Raw genomic sequence first — 25,315 nt, forward strand, 5'->3', positions numbered from 1 at the left:
CTAAACGGACCATAGTCCGGTTTTATTCTGGACTGCAACCTGGGAGTCGCTCAGATGGGAGAGTGTGGTCATGACCACACCTCGTGAGCTGCCGTTGGCGGGCCAGCCTGTCCGGGTGCGCCGGGACGCTGTGGCCAACGCCGACCGGATCCTGTGCGCTGCGCGGCGGGTGGTGGACCGCGACGGTGTCGAGAACCTCACCATGGATCGCCTGGCGGCCGAGGCCGGTGTCGGTAAGGGAACGGTGTTTCGCGCGTTCGGCAATCGCGCGGGACTGTTCGCCGCGTTGACCGATGACTCCGAACGCCAGTTCCAGCAGGCGCACCTCTCCGGGCCGCCACCTCTCGGTCCCGGGGCGCCGCCTCTCGAGCGGCTCTTGGCGTATGGCGCAGGGCGACTGAGGCTGGTCGGTGTCCAAGGCAGTTTGATTCTCGCGCAGGTGCCGGCGGCGAAGTTCGACGTGCCCGCCCGCAAGGTTTCTGCGATGCACATCCGAATGCTGTTGCGACAGTGCGGTGTCGAAGACAACGTCGACGTGTGCACTGAAGCCTTGCTGGGTGCTCTGGACCCAGATCTGGTCCGCTATCTGGCAACCGAGCGTGGTCTCTCGGACGCTGAGCTGCGGGCCGGCTGGCAGGCTTTGGCACGGGCCGTCGTCGGCACCGGCGGCGTGTCGGAGTCATAACCGCGACCGGGTCACGGCTGCCGCGCTCGACGGGTGGACTCGCCGAAAAGACAGGTCGGCGAGCGTCGTACTGTGAAGGTCTGCGGCCGCGCCAGCTGCTATGCGCGCCGTGCAACGCACCTTGCGATCATCGAATCGAGAAAGGCACACCAATGTCTGAGAAGCTCAACGAGGTTCTGTACACATCCGAAGCGACCTCCACGGGTGGCCGCGAAGGCACAGTCAAGAGCTCCGATGGTGTCATCGACCTCGCGCTCGGCAAGCCGGGCAGCGCGGCGAACCCCAAGGCGAACCCCGAAACTCTTTTCGCTGCAGGCTATTCGGCTTGCTTCGGTGGCGCGCTGGCCGCTGTTGCCGGGCAGGAAGACATCGATGTCAGCGGGTCGACCGTCACGGCCGACGTTTCGCTCGGCAAGACCGACACCGGCTTCGGCATCTCCGCGAAGCTGACGGCCAAGATCCCGGGCGTAGACGCCGCCAAGGCGCAGGAGCTCGCCGACAAGGCGCACCAGTTCTGCCCCTACTCCAAGGCGACCCGCGGCAACATCGACGTCACCATCGTCGGCGAACCCGCCTGATCGTTCTCACGGACCGTCTCTTCGCCGAGAGGCTCACATAAGCGCCGAGAGGCTCAGACAATCAGCCCTGACGGGGTTGGATTGCTGAGCCTCTCGGGCCGTTTCTGAGCCTGTCGGCGAAGTGGTGCTCAGGGTGTCGCGGTCACCAGGTCGCCGATACCGATCTCACCTTCGGTGTCGGGGATCAGGTGATGACAGAACCACGTCTTGCCGTCCCACGTGCGGTACTTGCTCAGCGTGCGGATCGGCTCCTTGCCCTTCGCCAGGCTGGCCGATTCGGGGTCGACCAGCGTCATCACACACCGGTCCACCGGCTTGGCCGCACGGAACCGCACGCCGCCGATCTGCACCGTCGCCCAGTCGTCCTCGGCGAACGGCACCTCGCCGTCGATCACGACGTTCGGCCGGAAGCGGTCGATGGAAACAGCGTCGCCACCAGCCTCCTCGATCCATTCGTTCAGCTGCCGTAACGATGCCAGCGACGCGATCGTCACCGGATAGCCGTCCTGGAACGCCGCCCGATCGTCCGGTCGCGAGAACTCTGGGTTGAGAGTGCGTTCCGCCGGATTCGAGCACCAGACGACATCGAGCCCGGCGCGTCCGGTCACCTCCTCCAGCCACTGCGAGGCTGACCTGCTCGTCGCGCGCACCTGCATCGGTGGTCGGGTGAACATCGTCGCCTTCACGTCCGGGCCGTCGGCGCGCACTGTGTATGACGCCCCGGCAGCGGACAAGACAACCGCGGGGGACCCGGCGTCCTCGGTCGGCTCCGCGTGCATGTGGAACAAGGCGGGCAGCTCACGGGCGCTGACCATCGCGGCGTTCTCATCGATGATCATCCACTCCCGGTCGCCGCTCAGCCCGGCGAGACCGACGTGGGCGCTCGAAACAGGAGTGATGGCAGTGCTTTTCACCGGGTGGATGCGCACTGATACGACCTGCATATCAGCCGGTGACGGTCGGTGTGGCGGTGAGGACGGACGCCTTGCCATCGCTGAGTGCGTAGGTCGCACCGACGATCCCGAGCGTTCCGCTCTCGACGGCGTCGTGGCAGATGCGGGAGCGGTCGAGCAGCAGATCCGCGGTTGCCCGCACGTGCAGCGCACCGACCGCCGCAGGTGACGCGTCTCCCGCAGCTTTCGCTCGGGCGACGCTCGGCAGCACCTCGACCGCGATGTCCCGCACGTAGCCAGGCGGCATCTGACCGGTCTCATCCGCATCGATGGCGGCCGCGACGGCGCCGCACGACTGGTGACCGAGGATCACGATCAGGGGCACGTCGAGCAACTCGACGCCGAACTCGATCGAGCCGAGCACCGCGTTGTCGATGATGTGTCCCGCGGTGCGGACGACGAAGAGATCGCCGAGGCCCTGATCGAAGATGATCTCGGACGCGACCCGGCTGTCGCCGCAGCCGAAGATCACCGCTGTCGGTCGCTGGCCCGCCTCCAGCACGTGACGGCGTTCCAGATCCTGGTTCGGGTGCTGCGGCGTGCCCGCGATGAAGCGCTCGTTGCCCTCGACCAGCTGATCCCACGCCGCCTGCGGCGTCAAACGCTCGCTCACAGTCCCGGCCTCGTGGTGATCGTGAACGCCGTCGGCTTCGCGGTCGCGGCGAAGAAGTCCTCACCCTTGTCGTCGACGACGACGAAGGCCGGAAAGTCCTCGACCTCGATCTTCCAGATGGCCTCCATGCCGAGCTCGGGGTATTCGAGCACGTCCACGGCCTTGATGCAGTCCTTGGCGAGCCGGGCCGCCGGACCGCCGATGGATCCGAGGTAGAACCCACCGTGCGCCTTGCACGCATCGGTCACCTGCTTGCTGCGATTGCCCTTGGCCAGCATGACCATCGACCCACCGGCCGCCTGGAACTGCTCGACATACGAGTCCATCCGGCCGGCGGTGGTCGGGCCGAACGACCCCGAGGCGTAGCCCTCGGGTGTCTTGGCCGGTCCGGCGTAATAGACCGCGTGGTCCTTGAGGTACTGGGGCATCTCCTCGCCGGCGTCGAGGCGTTCCTTGATCTTCGCGTGCGCGATGTCGCGGGCGACAACCAGTGGACCGTTCAGTGAAAGGCGAGTCTTGACAGGGTGTTTCGTCAGTTCGGCGCGGATCTCGTCCATCGGCCGACTGAGGTCGATCTGCACCACGTCGGTCGCGTCGAGGTCCTGGTCCGTGGTGTCGGGCAAGAAGCGTGCCGGGTCGGTCTCCAACTGCTCGATGAAAACGCCGTCGGCGGTGATCTTGCCCAGGCACTGCCGGTCGGCCGAGCAGCTGACCGCAATCGCCACCGGCAAGGATGCGCCGTGCCGGGGGAGACGCACCACCCGCACGTCGTGACAGAAGTACTTGCCGCCGAACTGCGCGCCGATGCCGAAGTTGCGGGTCAGCTCCAGCACCTGCTCCTCCAGCTCGACGTCCCGGAAGCCGTGTGCGGTCGCCGCGTCGCCGGAGGTCGGCAACTCGTCGAGATATTTAGCACTCGCGTATTTCGCTGTCTTCAAAGCGAATTCGGCGCTGGTGCCACCGACCACGATCGCCAGGTGGTATGGCGGACAGGCCGACGTGCCGAGCGTCCGGAGCTTCTCGTCGAGGAACCGCATCATCGAGTCGGGGTTCAGGATCGCCTTCGTCTCCTGGTAGAGGAAGGACTTGTTGGCCGAGCCGCCGCCCTTGGCCATGAAGAGGAACTTGTAGGTGGTCTCGTGGCCGGCCGCCGTGTCGGCATACAGCTCGATCTGGGCGGGCAGGTTGGAGCCGGTGTTCTTCTCCTCCCACATCGTGACCGGTGCCATCTGGGAGTAGCGCAGGTTGAGGCGCGTGTAGGCGTCATACACACCGCGGGAGATCGACTCCTCATCGGGAGCTGAACCACTGACAAGGACCTGAGATCCCTTCTTGCCCATGACGATCGCGGTGCCGGTGTCCTGGCACATGGGGAGCACCCCGGCCGCGGCGATCCCGGCGTTCTTCAGCAGGTCCAGCGCCACGAACTTGTCGTTGTTGCTCGCCTGGTCGTCGTCCAGGATCTTGCGCAGGAACGCCAGGTGCGCCGGGCGCAGGTAGTGCGCGATGTCGTGCATCGCCGTGTCGGTCAGCAGTTGCAGCGCCTCGGGATCCACCTCGAGGAAGGTCCGGCCACCGGGTCCTTCGACGGTGCGGACGCCGGTGTCTGACAACTTGCGGTAGGTCGTCGCGTCGTCTCCGAGCGGCAGCAGGTCTTCGTAGGCGAATTCGGCCATGGTCGTCGGCAATCTCCTTGCTGATACGGGTCCGTTCAGCGTAGTGGTGCCCTTTCGCGCCACGACGCGGGAGTGCTGTCGCCCGACCCGCCCGAGCTCCGTCCACAACGGTTTGCCAACTCAATGGGCTGTCCCCGAGACACCAGGGATGGAAAGGTGTAGACCGTGTGGAACGTGTTGTAGCTCACACTCCCGGATGGAGCGGATGCATATGAAACGGCTCAGGCCACCTCGACGTGGCGCGGCGATAGCAGTAGCAGCACTGATGGGGACGACCGGGCTCGCTGCCTGTGGTGGAAGTAGTGGCAGCGGATCAGGACCGGCCCATCTCACCTGGTACATCAACCCGGACGTCGGCAACGCCGACTCCAGCAAGGGCGGTCAGGCCACCCTGGCCAAGGAGTGCTCCGCCGCCTCCGGCGGCAAGTACCAGATCAAGGTCCAGTTGCTGCCCAACTCCGCGAGCGACCAGCGGATCCAGTTGCTGCGGCGGCTGGCTGGTGGCGACAAGACGATGGACCTGATGAGTGTCGACCCGGCGTTCGTCAGCGAATTCGCGGCGGCGGGCTATTTCGCTCCGGTTCCCACGAACATGATCAATGAATTCAAAGCCGACCGCGTGCAGTCGTCGATCGACGCGTCGACGTATAACGGCAAGCTGATGTCGGTGCCGTTCTGGTCCAACACACAACTCCTCTGGTACAAGAAGTCAGTGGCGCAGAAGGCCGGGCTCGACATGAGTAAGCCGGTTACGTGGGATCAGTTGATCGCGGGTGCCCAGAAGACCAAGATGCAGATCGGTGTCCAAGCCAAGCTGTATGAAGGCTATTCGGTCTGGATCAACGCATTGGTCGCGGGCGCGGGCGGCAAGATCGTCGACAATCCCAACGCCACCTACGAGAACATCAAGTTGGGCCTTGATTCGGCAGCCGGCAAGGACGCTGCAAGCATCATCAAGAAGGTGTCCTCTACAGGCGTCGGCGGCCCGGCGATGGGTAGTTCGACGGAAACTGAGTCGTTGAACCTCTTCATCAGCAAGCAGGGCGGCTTCCTGGTCAATTGGCCCTACACCTACGGCGCCTACACCGGTAAGGACAAGTCGGACGTCGCGGCGACCATGTATCCCGAGACGGTCGCGGGGAAGAAGGCGGCCCCGCCATACGGCGGCATCCAGTTGGCGGTAGGCAAGAACAGCCAGCATCAAGCGGCTGCCTACCAGGCGGCGGCCTGCATCACGAACCAGAAGCACCAGGCCGACTACATGGCGGCCTCCGGTAACCCGGCCAGCCGCAAGGGTGCTTATGACACCGCGGAGGTGAAGAAGGCATTCCCGAATGGCATCGCCGCAACCATTCGTTCCTCACTGGATGCGGCAGCGGCCCGACCGCTGACGCCTTACTGGGGTGACATTTCCACGGCGTTGCAGGAGCGGTTCAGCCCGCCGAACTCGGTCAACCAGAACACCCCGTCCAACACCCAGGCCTTCATCCTGAAGGTCCTGAACGGGAAGGCTCTCCTATGAGTACCGTCGTTGAAACGACCAAGGGCGAGCTCAGCGCGGCGGAGAAGGCACATCTCTCCGATCGCGCAAAGGGCGAGCGAAACCTCGGATGGCGCCTCGCCGGACCGGCATTCGTCGTCATGCTGCTGGTCACGCTCTACCCGATCGGCTACGCGGTCTACCTGTCCCTCTTCAACTACCGGCTGACCGACCCAGCGGGCAAGAAGATGGTGTGGTTGCAGAATTACCTCACCGCGTTGAGTGACCCGCTCTTCTGGCAGGCGTTCCTGACCACGTTCATCATCGTCGTCGTCACCCTGATCTTCGAGCTCATCATCGGTATGGCGATCGCGATGGTCATGCACCGGGTGGTCTGGCCGCGCCGTACGCTGCGCACGATCGTGCTGATCCCATACGCGATCGTCACCGTGGTTTCCGGGTTCTCCTGGCTGTATGCCGCACAGATCGACAGCGGCTTCTTCAACCACTGGCTGCACTTCTTGTCGATCGGCGGTTTTCCGCTGGACTACAACTGGTTCGGTGGTCGCTGGTCGTCGCTGACGATCATCTGCCTGTCGGAGATCTGGAAGACGACGCCGTTCATGTCGCTGCTGCTGCTGGCCGGCCTGGCTCAGGTCGACTCGGCGCAGGAGGAAGCGGCAAAGGTCGACGGTGCCACCTGGATGCAGCGCTTCACCAAGGTGATCCTGCCCAATATGAAGGCCGCGCTGATGGTGGCGCTGCTCTTCCGCACCCTGGACGCCGTGCGCATCTACGACAACCCCTACGTCATGACCGGCGGTGCGAACCAGACACAGACGTTGTCCATGCTGGTCGGCACCGAGACGGTCAGCCGGGTGGAGATCGGGATGGGGTCCGCCCTCGCGGTGATCCTCTTCCTGATTGTGCTGATCATCGCGTTCATCTTCGTGAAGCTCTTCAAGGTTGATCTCACCACGAGCGGGAGGAGTTGAGCATGGAGACCAACATCAGTACCAAGGCAAAGAACGGTCTCGGCGTCGCGGCGATCGTCATCATGATCTGGACCGTCATACCTCTGTTGTGGATCCTTGCGACGTCGTTGAAATCCGATGCGGCGCTTGCGGATTCGAGCCAGAGCATCCTCGGCAACTTCTGGCCGAAGCACATCAGCTGGAACAACTACAAGGAGATCTTCTCCGGCGGAGCCAAGGACTTGTTCCTGCCGGCGCTGTGGCACTCGGTCATCGTGTGCGTGGTGTCGACCGTGATCAGCGTCGTGCTCGCGACATTCTGTGCTTACGCGATCTCGCGGCTGGACTTCCCGGGCAAGAAGCTGATCCTGACGACGGCTCTTGCAGTGTCGTTCTTCCCGGTGATCGCCATGGTCACGCCGCTGTTCAACCTGTGGCGGCAGATCGGGCTCTTCGACACGCTGCCCGGACTGATCATCCCGTATCTGGCACTCACCCTGCCGTTGTCGATCTGGATCCTGTCGGCGTTCTTCCAGCAGATCCCGTGGGAAATGGAGCAAGCAGCCCAGGTTGACGGTGCGACGAGTTGGCAGGCATTCGTGAAGGTGGTGGCGCCGCTCGCGGCACCCGGTGTCTTCACCACCGCGATCATCGCGTTCTTCACCGCCTGGAACGATTTCGTCTTCTCGTCAAACCTCACCGCACAGCATGCACAGACGGTCCCGGCGGCGCTGAACTTCTTCACCGGCGCCAGCCAGTTCGTCCAACCGACCGGTGCGATCTGCGCGGCCGCTGTCGTTGTCACCATTCCCGTCGTGATCCTCGTTCTGGTCTTCCAGAAGCGGATCGTGGCCGGCCTCACCTCAGGCGCTGTCAAGGGATGACCTGATGAATCGTTCCTCATCATCACCTCATCCCACTGAATCTTTTAGCTGGCCTACGGCCAGGGGCTGACGCCCTTCAAAGGAGAGATCAATGTCAAGCATCGAGCTCAAGCACATCGTCAAGAAGTACGGCGACGGCTTCCCCGCCGTCAACGACGTCAACCTGGACATCAAGGACGGCGAGTTCGTCATCCTGGTGGGGCCGTCGGGTTGCGGTAAGTCCACGCTGCTGCGGATGATCGTCGGGCTGGAGGACATCACCTCCGGCGAGATGGAGATCGACGGGAAGCGGGTCAACGACCTCGCGCCGCGCGACCGCAACCTGGCGATGGTCTTCCAGAACTACGCGCTCTACCCGCACCTGACGGTCTTCGAGAACATCGCGTTCCCGCTGCGGTTGCAGAAGGGCAAGCACAGCAACGAGGAGATCGACAAGAAGGTCCGCGACGCCTCCGCCATGCTCGAGTTGGACGAGCACCTGGAGCGCAAGCCGGGCAACCTGTCCGGTGGTCAGCGCCAGCGCGTTGCGATGGGTCGCGCGATCGTCCGCCAGGCCGACGCGTTCCTCTTCGATGAGCCGCTGTCCAACCTGGACGCCAAGCTGCGTGGTCAGATGCGCACTGAGATCGCGCGCATGCAGCGCCGGCTCGGCATCACGACGGTCTACGTCACGCACGACCAGACCGAGGCGATGACGCTCGGTGACCGGGTCTGCGTGCTCAAGCGGGGCATCCTGCAGCAGGTTGCGTCGCCGCGTGAGCTCTACGAACAGCCGCTGAACCTCTTCGTCGCCGGCTTCATCGGCTCGCCGCCGATGAACTTCCTGCCGGCGCAGGTGGACGGCAATACGTTGAAGCTGCCGTTCGTCGACGTGCCGATCGACGGCGCGCTGGCCGAGAAGGTCAAGGGTAAGGACGTCGTGATCGTCGGCCTGCGCCCCGAGCACCTGAAGGACACAACGGTCGAGACCGGTGCGGAGCACTCGGTGAAATTCAATGCCGTGGTCGACCAGACGGAGTGGCTGGGCAACGAGCAGTACGCCTACATCCCCTATGAGGCCGACGGTGCTGTGCGTGACCAGCTCGAAGAACTCGACCGTGACTTGGACGGCGAGGGCCTGCGCACTCAGATGATCGTCAACCTCGACCCGCGCTCGCGAGTGCTCGAGGGCGACGAGGCGCAGCTGGCCTTCAACCCGGCGGCGATGCACGTCTTCGACCCACACACGGGTGACAACCTCACCCGTGACGACGCCAGGGCCGAGGAGATCGCCGCTGACTCGGAGAAGATGCGCAAGGCCGCCGTGGAGCGCGCCCGCAAGCGCGACGCGGAGCAGTCGGAGAAGTCCGCGTAACCCTCCGCCGCCTTCTCACCGAGAGGACACCCTTTCATCGACGGGACAGGGGATTCGGGACCAAAATGGTCCGAATCCCCTGTCCCCTCGGTGATCCGGTGTCCTCTCGGTGCGTTCTGGTCGAGTAGGTCGGAGGAGCGAAGCGGTGGAGGCCGTATCGAGACCGGGAGGAGCGGCCCCCCGTACGGTTGAGGCATGACTGAGACACGCCCCGTCGTCCTGATCACCGGAGCAACGCGCGGCATCGGTCGGGCCGTGGCCGATGCCCTGGCCGAGGACCACGAGTTGCTGATCGGTGGCCGGGACGAAGCCGCGGTCGCTGCGGTGTGTGGCGCGCTGCCACACGCGACGCCGTTCGTCGCTGATCTGACCGATGCCGATTCCGTTGCCGTTGCGGTTGATTCGCTCGACAGCGTTCCTGGACTGGCGGGTGTCGTGCACTCGGCGGGCGTTCTGGGCAGTGGTGCTGTAGCGGATCTGGGTCGCGACGCTTGGCGCCATACGCTCGAGGTCAACGTGGTGGCCGTGGCGGACCTGACCCGGTCGCTGCTGCCGAAGCTGCGCGCCGCCCGGGGAACGGTTGTGGTCGTCAACTCAGGGTCCGGATTGCGGTCCAGCGCGGAGGGGAGCCTCTACTCGGCGTCGAAGTTCGCCGTGCGAGCGTTCGCTGACGGCTTGCGCCAGGAGGAACGCAGCAACGGCGTGCGCGTCTCGACGGTCTACCCCGGCCGGGTGGCGACCGACATGCAGCGCGAGTTGCGTGACTTCGAAGGCGGCGCGTATGACGAAGCCGCCTACCTACGTCCCGAATCTGTAGCCAGTGCAGTGCGTTTCGCGCTGACGGCACCGCCGGAGGCTTCCGTCGAGGACTTGTCGATCCGCCCGCGCTGACGTTGCGTCAGCGCAACTCGTCGCGAGTCGGCGGGTTCGCGCCGGCCCGCGAGACGGTGATGGCAGAAGTGGCGATCGCGCGATCGACGGCGGGTCGCAGGTCAGCTGCGGTGGCGCGGCGTAGCCGGGTCCGCGCGTCTGCGGATCCGAGTAACTCTGCATCGAGCAGGCCGGACAGCAAACCGGACTGGAACGAATCGCCGGCGCCGACCGTGTCAGCGACGGAAACGATTCTGCCGGCTACGGATTGCGTCTCGCCAGTGGTCGTGACGTGCATCAGCGCACCCGCCCCGCCGCGAGTCATGACCACCAGGGAGGGGCCGAGCTGACCCCAGAGCGCAAGCACCTCACCGGGGTCGACGTCCGCGCCATACAGCCAGGCGATGTCCTCGTCGCTGGCCTTCACCACATCGGAGTAGCCGACAAGTTGCTCCAGCCGCGACCGCACGTCGTGGGGTTTGCCGATGAGTGTCGGCCGAGGGTTCGGGTCGAAGGACACCGTCGCATGGTCGCGGGCGGCGAGCATCGCCTCGGCGAGCTTCTCCGCGCCCGGTTGCAGCGCGGCAGCGATCGAGCCGGTGTGTAGGTGCCCGATGTCGGTCGGCAAGGGGTAGGGCAGATCCCAGGTCAGATCGAACTCGTAGGTGGCAGAACCGTTTTCGTCCAGAGTCGCGATAGCGGTCGGCGTCCGGTCAGCGCTCAGGCTGCCCTCGACAAGACCGACGTCATCGGCCGCGAGATGCTCGCAGATCTGCCGGCCATATGCGTCATCGGCGAAGTATGCCGCCAACCGCGCGGGGTGCTGCAGGCGTGCCAACCCGATTGCGACGTTGAGAGGACTACCTCCGACATGCTCCTGCGGCGGCCCGTCGACCGGGCGCACGATGTCGATGAGGGCTTCACCGATGACCAGAGTGTCGACCACGCGAAGGGGACCTGTCAGCCGTTCAGGAGGCCGGTGCTGAGCTGCTCCAGCTTGCGCATCGGATGCACCGCGTCGATGGTGCGGATCGTGCCGCTCTTGGACCGCATCACCAGGGACTGGGTGGTGCAGCCGCCACCCCGATAACGGATGCCGCGCAGCAGCTCGCCGTCGGTGATGCCGGTCGCCACGAAGAAGCAGTTGTCCCCACGCACCAACTCATCGGTGGTCAGCACCGCATCCAGGTCGTGCCCGGCGTCGATGGCCCGCTGCCGCTCGTCGTCGTCCTTCGGCCAGAGCCGGCCCTGCAGGACCCCGCCGATGCACTTCATCGCGCAGGCGCTGATGATGCCCTCCGGCGTGCCGCCGATGCCGAGCAGGAGGTCGATGCCGGTGTCCGGGCGGGCGGCCATGATCGACCCCGCGACGTCGCCGTCGGAGACGTAGCGGATGCGCGCTCCGGCTGCCCGGATCTCTTCGGCGAGTGCCTGGTGGCGCGGCCGGTCGAGCAGCACGACCGTCACGTCGGAGACGCTGCCGTGTTTGGCCTTGGCGACCCGGCGGATGTTCTCGGCAACCGGCAGGCGGATGTCGACGACGTCCGCCGCCTCCGGGCCGGTCGCCAGCTTGTCCATGTAGAACACCGCGCTGGGGTCATACATCGAGCCGCGCTCACTGACCGCCATGACCGAGACGGCGTTCGTCATACCCTTCGCGGTCAAGGTCGTTCCGTCGATCGGGTCCACCGCGACGTCGACGCTCGGGCCCGTGCCATCACCGACCTGCTCGCCGTTGAAAAGCATTGGGGCGTCGTCCTTCTCACCCTCGCCGATGACGACGACGCCGTTCATCGAAACCGACGAGATGAGGTGCCGCATGGCGGCGACGGCGGCGCCGTCGGCGGCGTTCTTGTCGCCGCGGCCGACCCAGCGGCCACCGGCCATCGCGGCCGCTTCAGTGACGCGCACCAGCTCGAGTGCGAGGTTGCGGTCCGGGACTTCCGGGGTGACGACGTTTGACGGCATGAAATCTCCTCGGAGAACTCGGGCGGGTTCGGCCACGACTCTATCGGGCGCGAGGTCCGGGCCGGGGCGCGACGTGCACCGGGACGTTTGGGACGATGAGAGGCGTGAGCGAAAGTGAAAGCCCGGCCGGGGGCCCCAGCGCACGGCCGCAGGCACCGGCGGTCGGTCGGCCAACCGTCGAGCAGCCCGCGCCTCGGCGCCGCGGTCTCGGGTCGGCGCGCAGCATGGTCATCTCGATGGTGCTGGTGGTGCTCGCAGTGCTGGTCTGGTGGGCCTGGGTCCCGCGAGCCAGCAACACGGCGCAGCCGACGGCCGACGTCGCCGGTATTGCCCGAGAGATCGGGCTGAGCAAGCACTGGGACCCGGCGGTGGCAGTGGGCCTGCCGAAGGGTTGGCAGGCGGTCAACGTCCGGCTGGTTTCGGTCGACCAGCAGCCCGACACCTGGCAGGCGGGGTATGACGCACCCGGCGGCAGCTACGCGCGCGTCGTGCAGACCGACAACGGGGCGACCAGCTGGGTGCAGGCGCAGACCGGCCAGAGCAAGCCGGCAGGATCGGTCACGGTGGACGGTGTGCGCTGGTCGAAGCTGCAGCGCACCGATGGGGGAGAGCGCAGCCTCGTCCGTTCCCAGGATCTGGGCGGTTTGTCGACCGTCGTCACCGGCACGGGTGGCTGGGATCAGCTGCAGGCGTTTGCGAAATCGTTGAAGCCGCTCAGCAAGAGCCAGCTCGCCAAGGCTGGGCCGACCGCGCCCGCCACGTCCTGACTGAGCGGGCTCAGTCCTCGGCGTCGGCCTTGTCGCCGTCGGTCATCGCGGTGATGGTCCGCTGCGCGCCATCGAGCCAGCGCTCGCAGTGCGCCGCCAGTGCCTCGCCGCGCTCCCACAACCGCATCGACTCCTCGAGCGTCTCGCCGCCGCCTTCGAGCCGACTGACGATGGTTGCGAGTTCGTCGCGCGCCTGCTCGTAGCCGAGCTCGGCGACGTCCGCGTTGGCATCGCTGGTTTCTGCGGCAGGCTTTTTCGGCATACCGGGCAGCCTACGAGATTCACCCCACGAAGTTCCTCCCCCGCTCCGTCACCCCACGAAGTTCTCCTCCGCTGCGCTCCCCCGATACTTCGTGGGGACCCCGACTCGCTCCTCCGGATACTTCGCGGGGGCCCCGATCAGGAGACAGGTCTGACGGCGAAGTCGCCCGATGCGACCGTCACCCGCAGCAACTCGTCGGCCTCGACCGTCGCGACGTCGGTGACCACTTCGCCGTCTGTATGGCGCACAACGGCATACCCGCGCTCCAGCGTCTGCAAGGGGGACAGGGCGCGCAGCTGACCGCGCAGGTGGCCGATCTGGTCGTGGGCGCGGTCGAGCCGGTGCGTCATACGGGACTGTGCGCGGTTGCGGAGTGCGTCGATGGTGGCTCGGCGGGTCGCGACCATGGTCTCCGGCGCGACGAGGACGGGGCGGCTGCGCAACTGCTCCAGGTGCCGTCGCTCGGCGACCAGCCGATGCTGCAACGCGCGGGCGCCGGCACCGCGCAGCTGCGCCAACCCGCGCAACTCGTCCTGCAGATCGGGCACAACCCGCTTGGCCGCGTCGGTCGGAGTGGATGCGCGGACGTCGGCGACGAAATCGAGCAGCGGAGTGTCCTCGTCGTGGCCGATCGCGCTGACGACCGGGGTGCGGGTCGTCGAAACCGCCCGCACGAGCGCCTCGTTGCTGAAGGGAAGCAGGTCCTCGAAACCGCCGCCGCCGCGGGAGATCACGATGACCTGCACGTGCGGTGCGGCATCCAACTCCGCCAGCGCAGCAGTCACCTCGGGGACAGTGTTGGGACCCTGGACAGCGACCTGGCGAATCTCGAATTGCGTTGCGGGCCAACGACGTCGGGCGTTCTCGACGACGTCTTTCTCGGCTGCGCTAGCGCGTCCGCAGATGAGCCCGACGGTGTGCGGCAGGAATGGCAGCGGCTTCTTGCGCGAGTGATCGAAGAGTCCCTCGCTGCGCAGTAACTGCTTCAGGTGCTCCAGCCTGGCGAGCAACTCACCGACGCCCACCGGACGCATCTGCCGGGCGTCCAGGTGCAGTGAACCGCGCTTGGTCCAGAACCGGGGCTTGGCCTGCACGACCACGCGAGCGCCCTGCTGTAGGCCGGGTCCCATCGCGTCGAGCGTGTTGACGTGGACGGTGACCGACAGGGACATGTCGACCTCGGGGTCGCGCAACGTCACGTATGCCGTGGGTGCGCCCGGGCGTCGGTTCAGCTGGACGATTTGTCCCTCGACCCACAGCGCCGACATCTTGTCGACATAGTCGCTGATCTTCACCGACAGCTTGCGCACCGGCCACGGTTGCTCAGCCGTGGTGTCGGCGGCCTTCTCCGGCAGGCTCTGGGTCACCTGGCCACTGTAGAGGCTGGGTGTGTCAGGTCTGGTCGAACTACCCTCGGATGTATGACGATCCGCATCCCCGGCCTGGCGCTCACTGATCACACCCTTCAAGTCCCGCTGGACCACTCCGATCCGAGCGGCCGGACGATCGAGGTGTTCGCCCGGGAGGCCGTGGCCGTCGACAAGATCGACCAGGACCTGCCGTGGCTGGTCTTCCTGCAAGGTGGTCCCGGTGGCGAGAGTCCGCGTCCGTTACGTGCCGACGGCTGGCTCGGGCACGTCACGAAGACGCACCGGGTGCTGCTGCTGGACCAGCGTGGCTGCGGCCGCTCCACCCCGCTGACCGCCCGGTCCACAGCGGGGATGTCGGCGCAAGAGATTGCGTCATACCTGCGCCATTTCCGCGCCGACAGCATCGTGGCCGACGCCGAGATCTTCCGGACACGGGTCGCCGGCGGCAAGCCGTGGACCTCGCTCGGGCAGAGCTACGGCGGATTCATCACTCTCACCTATTTGTCCCAGGCTCCCGAGGGCCTTGTCGGCTGCCTGGTCACGGGCGGACTCTCTGGACTGCAAGCGAGCGCGGCAGACGTCTACGCCCACACCTTCCCGAGGATCGCGCGCAAGAATGCCGCCTACTACGAGCGTTACCCGGACGACGTGGCCGCTGTGCGCCGCATCGCCGACCACCTGGCGGAGCAGGAAGTCCTGCTGGCCGACGGCTCGCGCCTGACCCGCGAGCGATTCCGGCTGGTCGGCAGCATCTTCGGGATGAGCTACGGCTTCGAGCATGTGCACTGGCTGCTGGACACCGCGTGGGACGGCGAGGAGATCTCGGACCGGTTCCGCCAAACGGTGTTGGCGGAGACGTGATACGCGAACGGACCGATCTACGCGCTGCAGGAGTACTGCTACGGCGGCCCCGGTCTCCCGACCGGCTGGGCAGCGGACAAGGAACTGGCCGCACGGCCGGAGTTCGCGGCCGACGCCGATCCGCTGCTGTTCACCGGCGAGACGATGTTTCGCTGGATGTTCGACCAGATCCCGCTGTTGCAGCCCTTCGCGGAGGCCGCCGACATCCTTGCGGCCGTCGACGATTGGCCTGCGCTGTATGACGTGGAGCGACTCGCGAGCAATACGGTGCCGGTCGTTGCAGCGGTCTACTTCGATGACATGTATGTCGACGCCGACCTCTCCCTGGACACCGCGCGCCGGGTCGGCAACGTGCGGCCGTGGGTGACCAACGAGTACGAGCACGACGGGCTGCGCTCCGGCTCGGTCGTCGAACGACTGATGGACATGCTCGCCGGCAAGGTCTGATTCGTCGGGTCACCGCGCCGCACCTAGCATGGGGACATGACTTCGCCCGCATCTACCGACATCGACCAGGCTGCCGCCGCGCACGGCAAGCGTGTCCTGCTCGCGGCGCCACGAGGCTATTGCGCGGGTGTTGACCGTGCGGTGGTGACGGTGGAGAAGTCCCTCGACCTCTACGGCCCGCCGGTCTACGTGCGCAAGCAGATCGTGCACAACAAGCACGTTGTCGCGACGCTGGAGAAGCGCGGTGCAATCTTCGTCGACGAGACCGACGAAGTGCCGGAGGGCGCCACGGTGGTCTTCTCGGCGCATGGCATCGCGCCCGAAGTGCGGGAGCAGGCCAAGGCACTGTCCCTGAAGACCATCGATGCCACCTGCCCGCTGGTCACCAAGGTGCACCGCGAGGCGACCCGTTTCGCTTCTGACGACTACGACATCCTGCTGATCGGGCACGAAGGTCATGAAGAGGTCGTCGGCACCGCCGGTGAGGCGCCCGACAACATCGTGCTGGTGCAGTCGCCGGAGCACGCCGACACGGTCGAGGTGCATCACCCGGACAAGCTGGTCTGGCTATCCCAGACCACGCTGTCCGTCGACGAGACGATGGAGACGGTGCGCCGGCTGAAGCAGCGCTTCCCGAACCTGGAGGACCCGCCGTCCGACGACATCTGTTACGCGACCCAGAACCGCCAGCACGCCGTGAAGCAGATGGCGGCCCGCGCCGATCTGATGCTCGTCGTCGGCAGTCGCAACTCGTCCAACTCGGTCCGACTCGTGGAGGTGGCGCTCGAGCACGGTGCACGCGACGGCCACTTGGTCGACTACGCCGACGAGATCGAGGACAGCTGGCTCGACGGGGTAACCACCGTTGGAGTCACCTCGGGCGCCTCGGTGCCCGAGCTCCTGGTGCGTGATGTGCTCGCCTACCTCGCCGAGCGCGGGTATGCCGACGTCGAAACGATCACCGCGGCCGAGGAGAGCCTGCTCTTCGCGCTGCCCACGGAGCTGCGCCGCGACCTCAAGGCGCGTGGCCAGGAGGACTCGGCCCAGGTCCGGCACGACGCCGGGTCCCTGCACTGACCTGCCCGATCGCCTGATCGGTATCGGCCCAGTCAGCCGGCGTCGCGGTCCTCTCGGACTTCGTTCGCCGATCCGGCGTCGAAGCTCAGCGTCGGCCGGGCCACTTCCTCATCGAGGGCGTCGATGAGCTCGTGCGCCGTCAGCGGTCGCGGCGCCGCCTCGACGGCGGTCAGCTCCGCGGGTGGTGCATCCTGTGCGAGCCCGAGCGCGTGCATCTGCCGCGCGGTGACGAGCACGCGCGACTCGAGGGTGCCGACCATTGCGTTGTAGGCCTCGACCGACTTTGTGAGGGACTGGCCAACTCGCGAGGTGTGCCGGCTCATCGTGCCGAGCCGGTCGTAAAGCGTTTGGCCCAGAGCCAGCAACTCGCGCGCACCACGCGCCAGGCTGTCCTGTTGCCACGCGGCGGCGCTGGTGCGCAACAGCGCCAGCAGAGTGCTGGGAGAGACAGGCACCACCTTGCGTGCCATCGCACGGTCGAGCAGCGACGGGTCCTGCCGCAGTGCGGCGGCGAGCATCGCGTCGGCAGGCACGAAGCACACGACGAGCTGCGGAGACTGCTCGAAGGCGCTCCAATATGCTTTGGCCGCAAGGGAATCCACGTGTCGCACGAGGGCCCTGGCATGTTGCTCCAACAGCCGATCGCGGTCCTGCGGCGAGATCCCTTCCGCCTGGGCGTCGAGGAACGCACGCGTCGGCGCTTTGCTGTCGATGACCAGCACCCGATCGCCGGGCAGCCGCACCACGACATCCGGCCGGATTCGCGCGTCATGGCGACTGACCGCCGTCACCTGCTCCTCGAAGTCGCATCGCGCGAGCATGCCGGAGTGCTCAAGCACCCGCCGCAGCTGCACCTCACCCCAAGTGCCGCCGGTCGAGGTGGCGCGCAGCGCACCGGCCAATTGTGTTGTCTCCTGGTGCAATGCGCCGGTGACCCGACCGACCTCGGCCAACCGCTCGCCGAGCTCGCCGTATTGCTCGACCCGGTCACGCTCCAGCGTCGCGACCTGTTTCTCGACCCGTCCCAAAGTGGCGCTCAGCGGGCCGAGCACGGCCGCGGTCTGCTGGTCGTCCGCAACCGTCGACTCCAGGTCGATCACCCGCTCGCGCAGGAGGTCGCGCTCGGTGGCCAGGGAGGCGCGCCGGGCGGCATACGACTGACGCAGCAGAGCCCAGGTGAGTCCTGCCGCGAGCACAACGCCGACGAGAACGCCGATCACGAATCCGGTCATGACTGCAGCAAAGCAGCCACCGCCGACAACCGGGCGTAGGACACGTCACGAGACGTGGCTGGCCGGGGTGTTGGACAAGAGCAATAGTGCCGATGGCCACACTGGGCGAACGTCCCGAACTAGGGTTGAGCCCCGTGCAGACTCGCCAACGGATGACTCCTGAGCAGCGCCGAGCGCAATTGCTGGACGTCGGTGAGGCGATTTTCGAAGACTGCCGGTTCGAAGAGCTGTCGATGGACGAGATCGCCGGGCGAGCCGGTGTGACCAGGGCGTTGCTCTACCACTACTACACCTCCAAGGCCGAATACTTCGCCGCGATCTGGCAGCGCGCGCACCAGCACCTCGGCGCTGTCCCCGAGCCGTCCACCGCGGGCACCGTACGAGAGTGGGTCGGCGAGCGGCTCGCGGCATACCTCGACTTCTATATGGTGCATCCGCACCTCGTGCTCATCGCCAATCGCAGCTCCGTCGCCGCCGATTCGATGGTCCGAGAACCGGTTTCGGGACATTTCCGGGCGATGGGTCAGGTGCTGCTGGACGCGGCCGGTTGCACCGACGCGGCGCGGCCGATCGCCGAAGCGGCGTTCGACGGCTGGATCGCGTTCGTGCGCGAGACGGCCTTGGCTGCGCTCGTGGAGCGGACGATCACGCCGGCTCAGAACCTGTCGCTGGCGCTCGCGGCGCTGGACGCCACAGTCGGTCAGCACGCCGATCTTGCCTCGGCGGCCAAGGTGTCCATTGCTAGCGAAGCCGGCCGAAGAAACGCTGCGAACCATGCATCACTTGCTGCCAGAGCAAGCGCTGAATCGCCAGTGTGACGACCCCGGCCAGCACGAGGCCGGCCAGATTGATGCCGAGTTGGCTTGCGGATCCAGTGATCTCGGACTGTTGCCACGTGGCCAGTCCGAGGGAGAGGTTCCCCGCGGCGGGCACTGTCGTCACCGAGATGAAGACACCGACCATGGCCGCGGTCTTGTCGGTGGACATCGCCAGGACGCCGACCGATCCGGCGATCAACGCAACGATGAAGGACCAGTGGTCCGGATGCCAGATGGACGCGGTCTGCGGGCGAGCGCGGGTGACGTCGGCTGCATTGATGAGGTGCGTGCCGCGCGCGATCAGCCCCAGCGCCGCCACCACGGCGATGGCGAAGACGAACGACGCCACGAGGAGTAGGGCGCTGCGCCATACGAGGGCGAGACGGGCGAAGACGACTCCGGTGCACAGCGCCGCGACCGGCGCGAAGTCCGGGCTGACGACCATCGCACCGACGACAAGAACGGATGAGTCGGTGATCACCGCGATGGCCGCGAGGACCGTCGCCATCACGAGGAACACGTGGTATGACACGGTTGGCGTGCTCGAATCCTCGGCCGTCTCGAGCACCTCGTCCCAGATGACGGCGTCGTCCGGTTCCCCGGGTGCGGCCTCCTCGAGTTCCTCGGCGCGGCGAAACGGCGTGCTGACCGGCCGGCTGATCACAATGCCCCCTCGGTCGCCGAGCCCGAGATCTCCGAGTGCGTCGACGAGCTCGCTGGCCGACTCGCGAGCCGTGTCGCACTCGATCAGGTCGCCCCGTGGATCACGGCATGCACCCTGTATGACGACAAGGTTGGTCACCGCAGAGCTCGTCTCGAGCAGTTCGAACACCTCGTCAGAGAGGTTCTCCGGGACGGTCAACCGCAGGTGCACCAGCATGCTTGGCAGCTTATGGGGGCACGGGCGCCGGGCCGGGGACGCCGTGCGTGGACGGAAGCACTCCCCGTGACCACTAGAATCTTGTTCCCGTGGCACTCACTATCGGAATCGTCGGACTTCCCAACGTCGGCAAGTCGACCATGTTCAACGCCCTGACCAAGAACAACGTGCTCGCGGCGAACTACCCGTTCGCGACGATCGAGCCCAACATCGGGGTGGTGCCGCTGCCCGATGAACGGCTGGACAAGCTGGCCTCGGTCTTCAAGTCCGAGAAGACCGTTCCGGCCACGGTCTCCTTCGTCGACATCGCCGGCATCGTGCGAGGAGCCTCGGAAGGTGAGGGCCTGGGCAACAAGTTCCTGGCCAACATTCGCGAGGCTGACGCGATCTGCCAGGTCATCCGCGTCTTCAACGACGACGACGTCGTGCACGTCGACGGCAAGGTCTCGCCGGAGTCGGACATGGAGACGATCAACACCGAGCTGATACTCGCCGACATGCAGACCTTGGAGAAGGCCCTGCCGCGCCTCGAGAAAGAGGTGAAGGGCAAGAAGACAGACAAGTCGGTGCTCGACGGTGCGAAGGAGGCGCAGGCCATCCTCGAAGCCGGAGACACGTTGTTCGCCAAGGGTTTTGACGTCACGCCGATCAAGGAACTCGGGCTGCTGACCGGCAAGCCGTTCGTCTACGTCTTCAACGTCGACGAGGACCAGCTGACCGACACCGAGCTGCAGGCCTCCCTGCAGGCGCTGGTCGAGCCGGCCGAGGCGATCTTCCTCAACGCCAAGCTCGAGATGGACCTGACGGACATGTCCGACGAGGACGCTCTGGAGATGTTGCAGGGCTTCGGCGCCACCGAATCGGGTTTGGCTCAGCTGGCGCACAAGGGTTTCAACACCCTGGGCCTGCAGACGTATTTGACGGTGGGGCCGAAGGAAGCACGCGCGTGGACCATCCACCGCGGCTGGACCGCGCCACAAGCGGCAGGCGTCATACACACGGACTTCCAGAAGGGCTTCATCAAGGCCGAAGTCATCTCGTATGACGACCTTCTCGAACTCGGCTCCGTCGCCGAGGCTCGCGCGCACGGCAAGGCACGCATGGAGGGCAAGGACTACGTCATGGCCGACGGCGACGTGGTGGAGTTCAGGTTTAACGTCTAGCGTTATTGACGCGTCGCGTTATATGCTTGTCTCGTGATCAGGTCGTTCGGGAGCAAGGACACCGAGCGCATCTGGCATGAGCAGTACGTCAAGCGTGTTGATCGGATCGTGCAGCGAGCGACCCTGCGGAAGCTCGAGTTGGTCCATGCAGCGAAGGATGTGGAGGACCTCCGGATCCCACCGGGGAACCGGTTGGAACGGCTGGTCGGTGACCGGCGTGGCCAGCACAGCATCCGCGTGAACGCACAATGGCGCATCTGCTTCGTCTGGAGAGATGGAGGTGCAGAAGATGTCGAACTCGTCGACTACCACTGAGGCCGATCTGATCGAGCCGGTCCACCCAGGGGAGATCCTCATGGAGGACTTCATCGAGGGCTTCGGGATCACGCAGAACAAGCTGGCAGTGTCGATCGGGGTGCCGCCGCGGCGGATCAACGAGATCGTGCACGGCAAGCGAGGCATCACGGCCGACACGGCGATCCGCCTGGCTCGGTACTTCGGGACGTCCGAGGAGTTCTGGATGAACCTGCAGTCGAACTACGAGCTGCGCCTCGAGCGCCGTGTGCTGCGCGATCAGGTCGCTGCCATCGCGCCGCTGCAGACGGCGTGAAGGTGCGAGACGATCCCTACACGCTGCCTGACCCGGAGCTGCGTGTGTACGACCATGGAGTGGGAACCTTGTCCGTTGGCGGCGAGGTCGGAGGGTACCTCGCGAGTGTCGTTCGCCGTATGACCTTTCCCGACAAGGGGCCGTGGCCTTGGTTTCGGATCATCTGGCTGGATGGCCGCACAGAGCCGCCCTTCGAGGACTACGGCCCCGGCTGGTGGACGGTGCGGGAACTCGACGCTGGCAAGCTCGACCATCATGGGGCAAGCGCCGTGAGGGAGCGCCGCATCCTTGGGAAGGTCTTCCGCTACTCCGTCTCCGGAGACTCCTGCGAATTCGACTTTGAGTGGTTGGACCGCGACCAGGCCGCCGCCAAGTGGGAGGAACTCGGCCTGGCGGACGACGATTTCTGAGGTGCTGGGTAGCGACTCGTGAGTGCTCGCACCTGACGTTTCTGACCGTGGCGACGTGGTGGAGTTCCGCTTCAACGTCTAGAGCCGGACGGGTCAGTCCGCGTGGGGTGGCTTGCGGTTCTGCTTGACCTCGGAGCGCTCGCGCTTCGCGTCCAGTCGCCGACGCTGGGAGCCGCGGGTCGGCCGGGTCGGGCGACGGGTCGGCGTCGGAGCAACGGCGCCGCGCAGCAGTATGGCGAGCCGCTCCTCGCTGCGGTTCGATTGCGGCGCTGTGAGCGGTGCTCGGCAGCGCTTATCGTGAGCACCGTGCCAGACAGTCGGGTGGCGAGTCGCTCGAGAGCGAGTTCGCGTTGCGGCTCGGTCAGCGCCGTCGTGGTCCCGATGTCGAGGCTGAGTTGCACGCGTGAGTCTGCGGTATTGACGCCTTGGCCGCCCGGTCCGGACGCATGCGAGAACTGCTCGAGGAGCTCGCCGGCCGGCACGGTCAATCCCTGAGGTGCACCGGGTCCCAGTGGTATCTGCAGGTCGTCCACGCCGACCAGTCTGTCAGTCCGCCGATCGCGGAAGTTGCGGATAGTCCGGGATCGGATAGACGCCGATCGCGAATCCGTGCACGACATCGCCGTGGCGGGGGAGGGCGTCGAACTCCTCCACCAGCGCCGCCATACGCCGCCAGAATTCCTTCTTCTGCTTGTCGTCGATCCTGGCGTGCCGGATGAAACCCCACAGCTGCCCATCGGTGTATGCCGGCCCCGACTCGCGAGCAGCGACCTCGAAATCGTTGAAATCGAGGGGGTGTTCGCCCTTTCTGCCTCCGTCAGGATCCTCCAGGGAGACATAGAACAGCCGGGCTGTGCGGCCGTAGAACGCCTCGTCGATCGCTCGCACTCTTCGGGTGCGCACCACGCGCACCAGTCCGGCGTCGGCGAGCACCTTGACGTGATGGGCGACCGTGCTCTTGGGTCGGTCCACCGCCGTACTGAGTTCGGTGACGCTGGCGGCTCGCTCGTGCAGCAGGCCGAGGATGGTGTTGCGCAGCGGGTTGCCGAGCGCGCGCACCTGAGCGGGTGCGGTCAGGGCGCGTTGGGCCTCGAGCTCGTAGTCGGGGGTCTTGCCTTCCATGGCACAACATACTAGCGTTCTCGAACGTTCGATATTTATGGATCGTTGACCGAGGAAGACTCCATGTCCGAGATTCTGTTGTTCCATCACGCTCAGGGGCTCACCACGGGAGTGCGTGCGTTCGCCGACGAGCTGACCGCCGCGGGGCACACCGTGCACCTTCCGGATCTGTTCGACGGCCGTACGTTCGAGACCGTCGAGTCAGGCGTCGATCACGCCCGTGAGATCGGGTTCGACAACGTGCTTGCAAAGGGCGTTGCTGCAGCCGATGCGCTGCCGAAAGACGTTGTGTATGCAGGGTTTTCGATGGGCGTCATGCCTGCGCAGAAGCTCGCGCAGAACCGGCCAGGTGCGGTCGGTGCGCTCTTCTTCGACTCCTGCCTCCCGGTCTCTGAGTTCGGCTCGTGGCCCGAGGGCCTGCCGGCCCAGATCCATGGCGGAGTGGACGATGAGTGGTTCGCCGAGGACCTGGAGTTCGCCCGGCAGCTGGCCGACTCGGTGCCGATGGCCGAGTTGTTTCTCTACTCCGGCACCAAGCACCTGTTCGCGGACTCGTCCCTGAAGTCGTATGACGCCGACGCGGCCAGGCTGCTCCTGCAGCGGACGCTGTCCTTCCTTGCCGGCCTCGCCTGAGCGTGCGTGCGAGCATCTGACGCATGGAGATTCGACGGGCCGTCGTCGGCGACGTTGCTGAACTCGCGCGACTGCTCTGGCGGCATGCGGCGCCGGAAGAGCAAGCAGCACAGTCTGTCGAGAAGTTCCGGGTCGATCTCGCCGCGTGGTGGGAGGCGCACATGCACTCGCATCTGGCGTTCGTCGCGACGAACGACGGCGTCCACCTCGTCGGTATGGCGTGGCTCGCGCTGCTCCCACGAATCCCTCGCCCGGGAAGATCAACTCGCCAATCGGCCGACATACAAAGCGTTTTCGTGATGCCCGAGCACCGCGGAGCAGGCATCGGGTCGGCTCTGGTGGAGGCCGCGACTGCGCACGCGTTCGCCACTGGGGCCGGTCGGGTGACGGTCAGTTCAAGTCGCAGGGCAGTCCCGGTCTACCAGAGATCCGGCTTCTCGGCGTCGCCGCAATTGCTGGAGCGAAGCGCGGACTAGCTCGGTCGGCGGGCGACCGTCAGACCGATGTTGCCGCGCTGCACAACGGTGTCGTCCTGGTTGGTGAGCGTGAGCTCCCGATCGAGGATGCCCGCCTTGCCGTTGCTTGTCGCCCGGGTGCCGGTGATCCGGAGCGTGCACCGGACGGTGTCGCCGACGACGACCGGGTGCTCGAAGCGCCAGCCGTCGATGCCCAGGAGCGCGATCGAGCAACGCTCGAAGACGCCGAGGCGGGAGACCAGACCCAGCGCGACCGACAGGCCAAGCAGTCCGTGTGCGATGGGCTGGCCGAACCGGCCGCTGGCACTGTGCACCGCATCGGTGTGCACCGGATTGGTGTCCCAACTCCAGCCGGCGAACGACACGATGTCGGCCTCGGTGATCGTTCGGCCCGGGGTATGGAAGACCTGGTCGACTGCGAAGTCCTCGAAGAACCAGTCGGTCGGCGATCCCGTGTCCCGGGTGGCGCTGTTCATCACCCGTCAGCTCGCCACAGCCAGGCGTTTGACCATGTCACGCCACTCGTCGTTGTTCATACCGGCCGGGACGAGCTTGGCAGGCTCGTCAGGGGATCGGACGAAAACATGACAGCGGTCGCCGTCCTGCGCCAGGACGACATCGTGCGTGTCCCGGTCGCCGGCGTCGTTCCAGCGGCTCACGCTCAGCAGCGCGGTCTGCGGGCTGGCGGACAACACTGCGTCGGCGTCGGCATCCTCCGGGCCGCGATCACCCGAGGGCAGGCGTTTCCAGAGCCGGTCGTACGTGTCGTCGGTCTTGCGCAATGAGTAGAAGTGGATCCCGAGTGCATCGATGAGTACTTCAAGAGTTACCCCGTCTGGTTGCGGCATCAGGATGAACCGCCACGGGTGATCGGGTCCGGAGCCGGTGACGCGTGCATCGAGCACCGCCGTCGCCCGGTGCTGGAGGGCCGCGGCGATGCCCAGGTCGCCGCGGATCTCCAACTCGTCGGACCCGGCCTCGGTGGTGATCAGGTTGCGGGCGACCAGGGAACGCACGGCTTCCGCGACGAGGGCCGCGTCCGGCTCCTGCTCGAGCAGATGCGCGATCCCGCCGACGGCGTAGATCTCGGCGAGGGTGTAGCCGCCCAGCGGGACCGGCCCGGTGTCGACCAGTTGCACCAACGCTTCCAAT

30 protein-coding genes and 1 pseudogene are annotated in these 25,315 nt (G+C 66.0%); 18 read left to right on the plus strand and 13 right to left on the minus strand.

The annotated features are described in order from the left end of the window. The first annotated feature begins 70 nt into the window (after positions 1–70). A complete protein-coding gene (locus ACFQDH_RS09265; protein WP_382400593.1) occupies positions 71–685 on the plus strand; it encodes a TetR/AcrR family transcriptional regulator in 615 nt (204 codons plus the stop codon). 152 nt (positions 686–837) lie between these two features. Continuing rightward, a complete protein-coding gene (locus ACFQDH_RS09270) occupies positions 838–1,263 on the plus strand; it encodes an organic hydroperoxide resistance protein (RefSeq protein ID WP_382400595.1) in 426 nt (141 codons plus the stop codon). A 128-nt stretch (positions 1,264–1,391) separates the two neighbouring features. On the opposite strand, the gene ACFQDH_RS09275 is transcribed toward ACFQDH_RS09270, so the two are convergent. The 3 genes from ACFQDH_RS09275 to ACFQDH_RS09285 are packed head-to-tail and all read right to left on the minus strand — an operon-like array spanning position 1,392 to position 4,505. Next, positions 1,392–2,255 (minus strand): MOSC domain-containing protein, encoded by an 864-nt coding sequence (locus ACFQDH_RS09275; RefSeq protein WP_382400597.1) that lies wholly within the window; start codon positions 2,253–2,255, stop codon positions 1,392–1,394. Then, complete coding sequence (locus ACFQDH_RS09280; protein ID WP_382400599.1) at positions 2,209–2,829, minus strand: carbonic anhydrase; 621 nt, start codon at positions 2,827–2,829, stop codon at positions 2,209–2,211. Before ACFQDH_RS09280 ends, ACFQDH_RS09275 begins: the two co-directional genes overlap by 47 nt. Then, positions 2,826–4,505 carry a fumarate hydratase gene (locus tag ACFQDH_RS09285; protein ID WP_382400601.1) on the minus strand — a complete coding sequence of 560 codons (1,680 nt, stop codon included), beginning with the start codon at positions 4,503–4,505 and terminating at the stop codon, positions 2,826–2,828. Before ACFQDH_RS09285 ends, ACFQDH_RS09280 begins: the two co-directional genes overlap by 4 nt. Before the next feature lie 265 nt (positions 4,506–4,770). Between ACFQDH_RS09285 and ACFQDH_RS09290 the strand changes: the two genes are divergently transcribed. From ACFQDH_RS09290 to ACFQDH_RS09310, 5 genes are all read left to right on the plus strand, one after another. After that, positions 4,771–6,027 carry an extracellular solute-binding protein gene (locus ACFQDH_RS09290; RefSeq protein ID WP_382400603.1) on the plus strand — a complete coding sequence of 419 codons (1,257 nt, stop codon included), beginning with the start codon at positions 4,771–4,773 and terminating at the stop codon, positions 6,025–6,027. After that, entirely contained in the window at positions 6,024–6,980 is a 957-nt protein-coding gene (locus tag ACFQDH_RS09295) for a carbohydrate ABC transporter permease (RefSeq protein ID WP_382400605.1), read from the plus strand. The genes ACFQDH_RS09290 and ACFQDH_RS09295 overlap by 4 nt, the downstream gene beginning before the upstream one ends. Before the next feature lie 2 nt (positions 6,981–6,982). Continuing rightward, a complete protein-coding gene (locus tag ACFQDH_RS09300; RefSeq protein WP_382400607.1) occupies positions 6,983–7,843 on the plus strand; it encodes a carbohydrate ABC transporter permease in 861 nt (286 codons plus the stop codon). 91 nt (positions 7,844–7,934) lie between these two features. After that, positions 7,935–9,197: an ABC transporter ATP-binding protein gene (locus tag ACFQDH_RS09305; protein WP_382400609.1), complete on the plus strand. Its 1,263-nt coding sequence runs from the start codon at positions 7,935–7,937 to the stop codon at positions 9,195–9,197. A gap of 195 nt (positions 9,198–9,392) precedes the next feature. Beyond that, positions 9,393–10,088, plus strand: a complete 696-nt coding sequence (locus ACFQDH_RS09310) for an SDR family oxidoreductase (protein WP_382400611.1) — start codon at positions 9,393–9,395, stop codon at positions 10,086–10,088. Between the two features lie 7 nt (positions 10,089–10,095). Here the strand turns inward: ACFQDH_RS09310 and ACFQDH_RS09315 are convergent, their stop codons facing one another. Together ACFQDH_RS09315 and glpX are read right to left on the minus strand one after the other, a co-directional pair. Further along, the gene (locus ACFQDH_RS09315; protein WP_382400613.1) at positions 10,096–11,013 is read right to left on the minus strand and encodes a carbohydrate kinase family protein; all 918 of its coding nucleotides are present in this window, start codon (positions 11,011–11,013) and stop codon (positions 10,096–10,098) included. A 14-nt stretch (positions 11,014–11,027) separates the two neighbouring features. Next, complete coding sequence (gene glpX, locus ACFQDH_RS09320; RefSeq protein WP_382400615.1) at positions 11,028–12,035, minus strand: class II fructose-bisphosphatase; 1,008 nt, start codon at positions 12,033–12,035, stop codon at positions 11,028–11,030. 104 nt (positions 12,036–12,139) lie between these two features. Between glpX and ACFQDH_RS09325 the strand changes: the two genes are divergently transcribed. Further along, a complete protein-coding gene (locus tag ACFQDH_RS09325) occupies positions 12,140–12,802 on the plus strand; it encodes a DUF4245 domain-containing protein (protein ID WP_382400617.1) in 663 nt (220 codons plus the stop codon). Positions 12,803–12,812: 10 nt separating this feature from the next. Here ACFQDH_RS09325 and ACFQDH_RS09330 read toward each other — a convergent pair whose 3' ends face one another. Then, positions 12,813–13,064 (minus strand): exodeoxyribonuclease VII small subunit, encoded by a 252-nt coding sequence (locus ACFQDH_RS09330; protein ID WP_382400619.1) that lies wholly within the window; start codon positions 13,062–13,064, stop codon positions 12,813–12,815. A gap of 137 nt (positions 13,065–13,201) precedes the next feature. Then, positions 13,202–14,431: an exodeoxyribonuclease VII large subunit gene (gene xseA, locus ACFQDH_RS09335; RefSeq protein ID WP_382400621.1), complete on the minus strand. Its 1,230-nt coding sequence runs from the start codon at positions 14,429–14,431 to the stop codon at positions 13,202–13,204. Between the two features lie 54 nt (positions 14,432–14,485). Between xseA and ACFQDH_RS09340 the strand changes: the two genes are divergently transcribed. The 3 genes from ACFQDH_RS09340 to ACFQDH_RS09350 all read left to right on the plus strand — a co-directional run bounded on the left by ACFQDH_RS09340 (position 14,486) and on the right by ACFQDH_RS09350 (position 16,819). After that, positions 14,486–15,295 (plus strand): alpha/beta fold hydrolase, encoded by an 810-nt coding sequence (locus tag ACFQDH_RS09340; RefSeq protein ID WP_382400623.1) that lies wholly within the window; start codon positions 14,486–14,488, stop codon positions 15,293–15,295. A 156-nt stretch (positions 15,296–15,451) separates the two neighbouring features. Continuing rightward, positions 15,452–15,742, plus strand: a complete 291-nt coding sequence (locus ACFQDH_RS09345) for a hypothetical protein (protein WP_382400625.1) — start codon at positions 15,452–15,454, stop codon at positions 15,740–15,742. A gap of 36 nt (positions 15,743–15,778) precedes the next feature. Next, positions 15,779–16,819 carry a 4-hydroxy-3-methylbut-2-enyl diphosphate reductase gene (locus tag ACFQDH_RS09350; RefSeq protein WP_382400627.1) on the plus strand — a complete coding sequence of 347 codons (1,041 nt, stop codon included), beginning with the start codon at positions 15,779–15,781 and terminating at the stop codon, positions 16,817–16,819. Positions 16,820–16,851: 32 nt separating this feature from the next. Here ACFQDH_RS09350 and ACFQDH_RS09355 read toward each other — a convergent pair whose 3' ends face one another. Continuing rightward, positions 16,852–18,051 carry a DNA recombination protein RmuC gene (locus tag ACFQDH_RS09355; protein ID WP_382400629.1) on the minus strand — a complete coding sequence of 400 codons (1,200 nt, stop codon included), beginning with the start codon at positions 18,049–18,051 and terminating at the stop codon, positions 16,852–16,854. 152 nt (positions 18,052–18,203) lie between these two features. Here ACFQDH_RS09355 and ACFQDH_RS09360 point away from each other — a divergent pair, with 152 nt between their 5' ends. After that, entirely contained in the window at positions 18,204–18,869 is a 666-nt protein-coding gene (locus tag ACFQDH_RS09360; RefSeq protein ID WP_382400631.1) for a TetR/AcrR family transcriptional regulator, read from the plus strand. On the opposite strand, the gene ACFQDH_RS09365 is transcribed toward ACFQDH_RS09360, so the two are convergent. Continuing rightward, positions 18,793–19,749 carry a DUF389 domain-containing protein gene (locus ACFQDH_RS09365; RefSeq protein ID WP_382400633.1) on the minus strand — a complete coding sequence of 319 codons (957 nt, stop codon included), beginning with the start codon at positions 19,747–19,749 and terminating at the stop codon, positions 18,793–18,795. The two genes, ACFQDH_RS09360 and ACFQDH_RS09365, sit on opposite strands and share 77 nt — an antisense overlap. Before the next feature lie 89 nt (positions 19,750–19,838). Here ACFQDH_RS09365 and ychF point away from each other — a divergent pair, with 89 nt between their 5' ends. The 4 genes from ychF to ACFQDH_RS09385 all read left to right on the plus strand — a co-directional run bounded on the left by ychF (position 19,839) and on the right by ACFQDH_RS09385 (position 21,932). Beyond that, positions 19,839–20,912 (plus strand): redox-regulated ATPase YchF, encoded by a 1,074-nt coding sequence (ychF, locus tag ACFQDH_RS09370; protein WP_382400635.1) that lies wholly within the window; start codon positions 19,839–19,841, stop codon positions 20,910–20,912. A gap of 33 nt (positions 20,913–20,945) precedes the next feature. Beyond that, positions 20,946–21,227, plus strand: a complete 282-nt coding sequence (locus ACFQDH_RS09375; RefSeq protein ID WP_382400637.1) for a type II toxin-antitoxin system RelE/ParE family toxin — start codon at positions 20,946–20,948, stop codon at positions 21,225–21,227. After that, positions 21,202–21,522: a HigA family addiction module antitoxin gene (locus ACFQDH_RS09380; protein ID WP_382400639.1), complete on the plus strand. Its 321-nt coding sequence runs from the start codon at positions 21,202–21,204 to the stop codon at positions 21,520–21,522. The genes ACFQDH_RS09375 and ACFQDH_RS09380 overlap by 26 nt, the downstream gene beginning before the upstream one ends. A 119-nt stretch (positions 21,523–21,641) precedes the next feature. Further along, entirely contained in the window at positions 21,642–21,932 is a 291-nt protein-coding gene (locus tag ACFQDH_RS09385) for a hypothetical protein (protein WP_382400641.1), read from the plus strand. A gap of 93 nt (positions 21,933–22,025) precedes the next feature. On the opposite strand, the pseudogene arfB reads toward ACFQDH_RS09385, so the two are convergent. Both arfB and ACFQDH_RS09395 read right to left on the minus strand, forming a co-directional pair. Next, positions 22,026–22,465 (minus strand): annotated as a pseudogene (gene arfB, locus ACFQDH_RS09390) (alternative ribosome rescue aminoacyl-tRNA hydrolase ArfB). A gap of 13 nt (positions 22,466–22,478) precedes the next feature. Continuing rightward, positions 22,479–23,054 carry an ArsR/SmtB family transcription factor gene (locus ACFQDH_RS09395; RefSeq protein ID WP_382400643.1) on the minus strand — a complete coding sequence of 192 codons (576 nt, stop codon included), beginning with the start codon at positions 23,052–23,054 and terminating at the stop codon, positions 22,479–22,481. Positions 23,055–23,117: 63 nt separating this feature from the next. Here ACFQDH_RS09395 and ACFQDH_RS09400 point away from each other — a divergent pair, with 63 nt between their 5' ends. Then, positions 23,118–23,687 carry a dienelactone hydrolase family protein gene (locus tag ACFQDH_RS09400; protein ID WP_382400645.1) on the plus strand — a complete coding sequence of 190 codons (570 nt, stop codon included), beginning with the start codon at positions 23,118–23,120 and terminating at the stop codon, positions 23,685–23,687. Positions 23,688–23,710: 23 nt separating this feature from the next. Continuing rightward, complete coding sequence (locus tag ACFQDH_RS09405) at positions 23,711–24,163, plus strand: GNAT family N-acetyltransferase (protein WP_382400647.1); 453 nt, start codon at positions 23,711–23,713, stop codon at positions 24,161–24,163. Here ACFQDH_RS09405 and ACFQDH_RS09410 read toward each other — a convergent pair. Continuing rightward, positions 24,160–24,639, minus strand: coding sequence for a MaoC/PaaZ C-terminal domain-containing protein (locus ACFQDH_RS09410; RefSeq protein WP_382400649.1), 480 nt, complete (start codon positions 24,637–24,639; stop codon positions 24,160–24,162). The genes ACFQDH_RS09405 and ACFQDH_RS09410 overlap by 4 nt on opposite strands. Before the next feature lie 6 nt (positions 24,640–24,645). Further along, entirely contained in the window at positions 24,646–25,314 is a 669-nt protein-coding gene (locus ACFQDH_RS09415; RefSeq protein WP_382400651.1) for a hypothetical protein, read from the minus strand. Position 25,315: the final 1 nt, after the last annotated feature.

Origin of the sequence: Flexivirga alba (assembly GCF_042661025.1) — a bacterium.
Classification (GTDB): domain Bacteria; phylum Actinomycetota; class Actinomycetes; order Actinomycetales; family Dermatophilaceae; genus Flexivirga; species Flexivirga alba.

Coding starts and splice junctions, on each gene's coding strand:
- ACFQDH_RS09355 (WP_382400629.1), bottom strand. CDS start 18,051: ATGACCGGATTCGTGATCGGCGTTCTCGTCGGCGTTGTGCTCGCGGCA.
- ACFQDH_RS09330 (WP_382400619.1), bottom strand. CDS start 13,064: ATGCCGAAAAAGCCTGCCGCAGAAACCAGCGATGCCAACGCGGACGTC.
- ACFQDH_RS09295 (WP_382400605.1), top strand. CDS start 6,024: ATGAGTACCGTCGTTGAAACGACCAAGGGCGAGCTCAGCGCGGCGGAG.
- ACFQDH_RS09365 (WP_382400633.1), bottom strand. CDS start 19,749: ATGCTGGTGCACCTGCGGTTGACCGTCCCGGAGAACCTCTCTGACGAG.
- ACFQDH_RS09345 (WP_382400625.1), top strand. CDS start 15,452: ATGTTCGACCAGATCCCGCTGTTGCAGCCCTTCGCGGAGGCCGCCGAC.
- ACFQDH_RS09350 (WP_382400627.1), top strand. CDS start 15,779: ATGACTTCGCCCGCATCTACCGACATCGACCAGGCTGCCGCCGCGCAC.
- ACFQDH_RS09265 (WP_382400593.1), top strand. CDS start 71: ATGACCACACCTCGTGAGCTGCCGTTGGCGGGCCAGCCTGTCCGGGTG.
- ACFQDH_RS09395 (WP_382400643.1), bottom strand. CDS start 23,054: ATGGAAGGCAAGACCCCCGACTACGAGCTCGAGGCCCAACGCGCCCTG.
- ACFQDH_RS09275 (WP_382400597.1), bottom strand. CDS start 2,255: ATGGCAAGGCGTCCGTCCTCACCGCCACACCGACCGTCACCGGCTGAT.
- ACFQDH_RS09270 (WP_382400595.1), top strand. CDS start 838: ATGTCTGAGAAGCTCAACGAGGTTCTGTACACATCCGAAGCGACCTCC.
- ACFQDH_RS09410 (WP_382400649.1), bottom strand. CDS start 24,639: ATGAACAGCGCCACCCGGGACACGGGATCGCCGACCGACTGGTTCTTC.
- ACFQDH_RS09360 (WP_382400631.1), top strand. CDS start 18,204: ATGACTCCTGAGCAGCGCCGAGCGCAATTGCTGGACGTCGGTGAGGCG.
- ACFQDH_RS09405 (WP_382400647.1), top strand. CDS start 23,711: ATGGAGATTCGACGGGCCGTCGTCGGCGACGTTGCTGAACTCGCGCGA.
- ACFQDH_RS09400 (WP_382400645.1), top strand. CDS start 23,118: ATGTCCGAGATTCTGTTGTTCCATCACGCTCAGGGGCTCACCACGGGA.
- ACFQDH_RS09380 (WP_382400639.1), top strand. CDS start 21,202: ATGTCGAACTCGTCGACTACCACTGAGGCCGATCTGATCGAGCCGGTC.
- ACFQDH_RS09340 (WP_382400623.1), top strand. CDS start 14,486: ATGACGATCCGCATCCCCGGCCTGGCGCTCACTGATCACACCCTTCAA.
- ACFQDH_RS09285 (WP_382400601.1), bottom strand. CDS start 4,505: ATGGCCGAATTCGCCTACGAAGACCTGCTGCCGCTCGGAGACGACGCG.
- ACFQDH_RS09300 (WP_382400607.1), top strand. CDS start 6,983: ATGGAGACCAACATCAGTACCAAGGCAAAGAACGGTCTCGGCGTCGCG.
- ACFQDH_RS09385 (WP_382400641.1), top strand. CDS start 21,642: ATGACCTTTCCCGACAAGGGGCCGTGGCCTTGGTTTCGGATCATCTGG.
- ACFQDH_RS09305 (WP_382400609.1), top strand. CDS start 7,935: ATGTCAAGCATCGAGCTCAAGCACATCGTCAAGAAGTACGGCGACGGC.
- glpX (WP_382400615.1), bottom strand. CDS start 12,035: ATGCCGTCAAACGTCGTCACCCCGGAAGTCCCGGACCGCAACCTCGCA.
- ACFQDH_RS09310 (WP_382400611.1), top strand. CDS start 9,393: ATGACTGAGACACGCCCCGTCGTCCTGATCACCGGAGCAACGCGCGGC.
- ACFQDH_RS09290 (WP_382400603.1), top strand. CDS start 4,771: ATGGGGACGACCGGGCTCGCTGCCTGTGGTGGAAGTAGTGGCAGCGGA.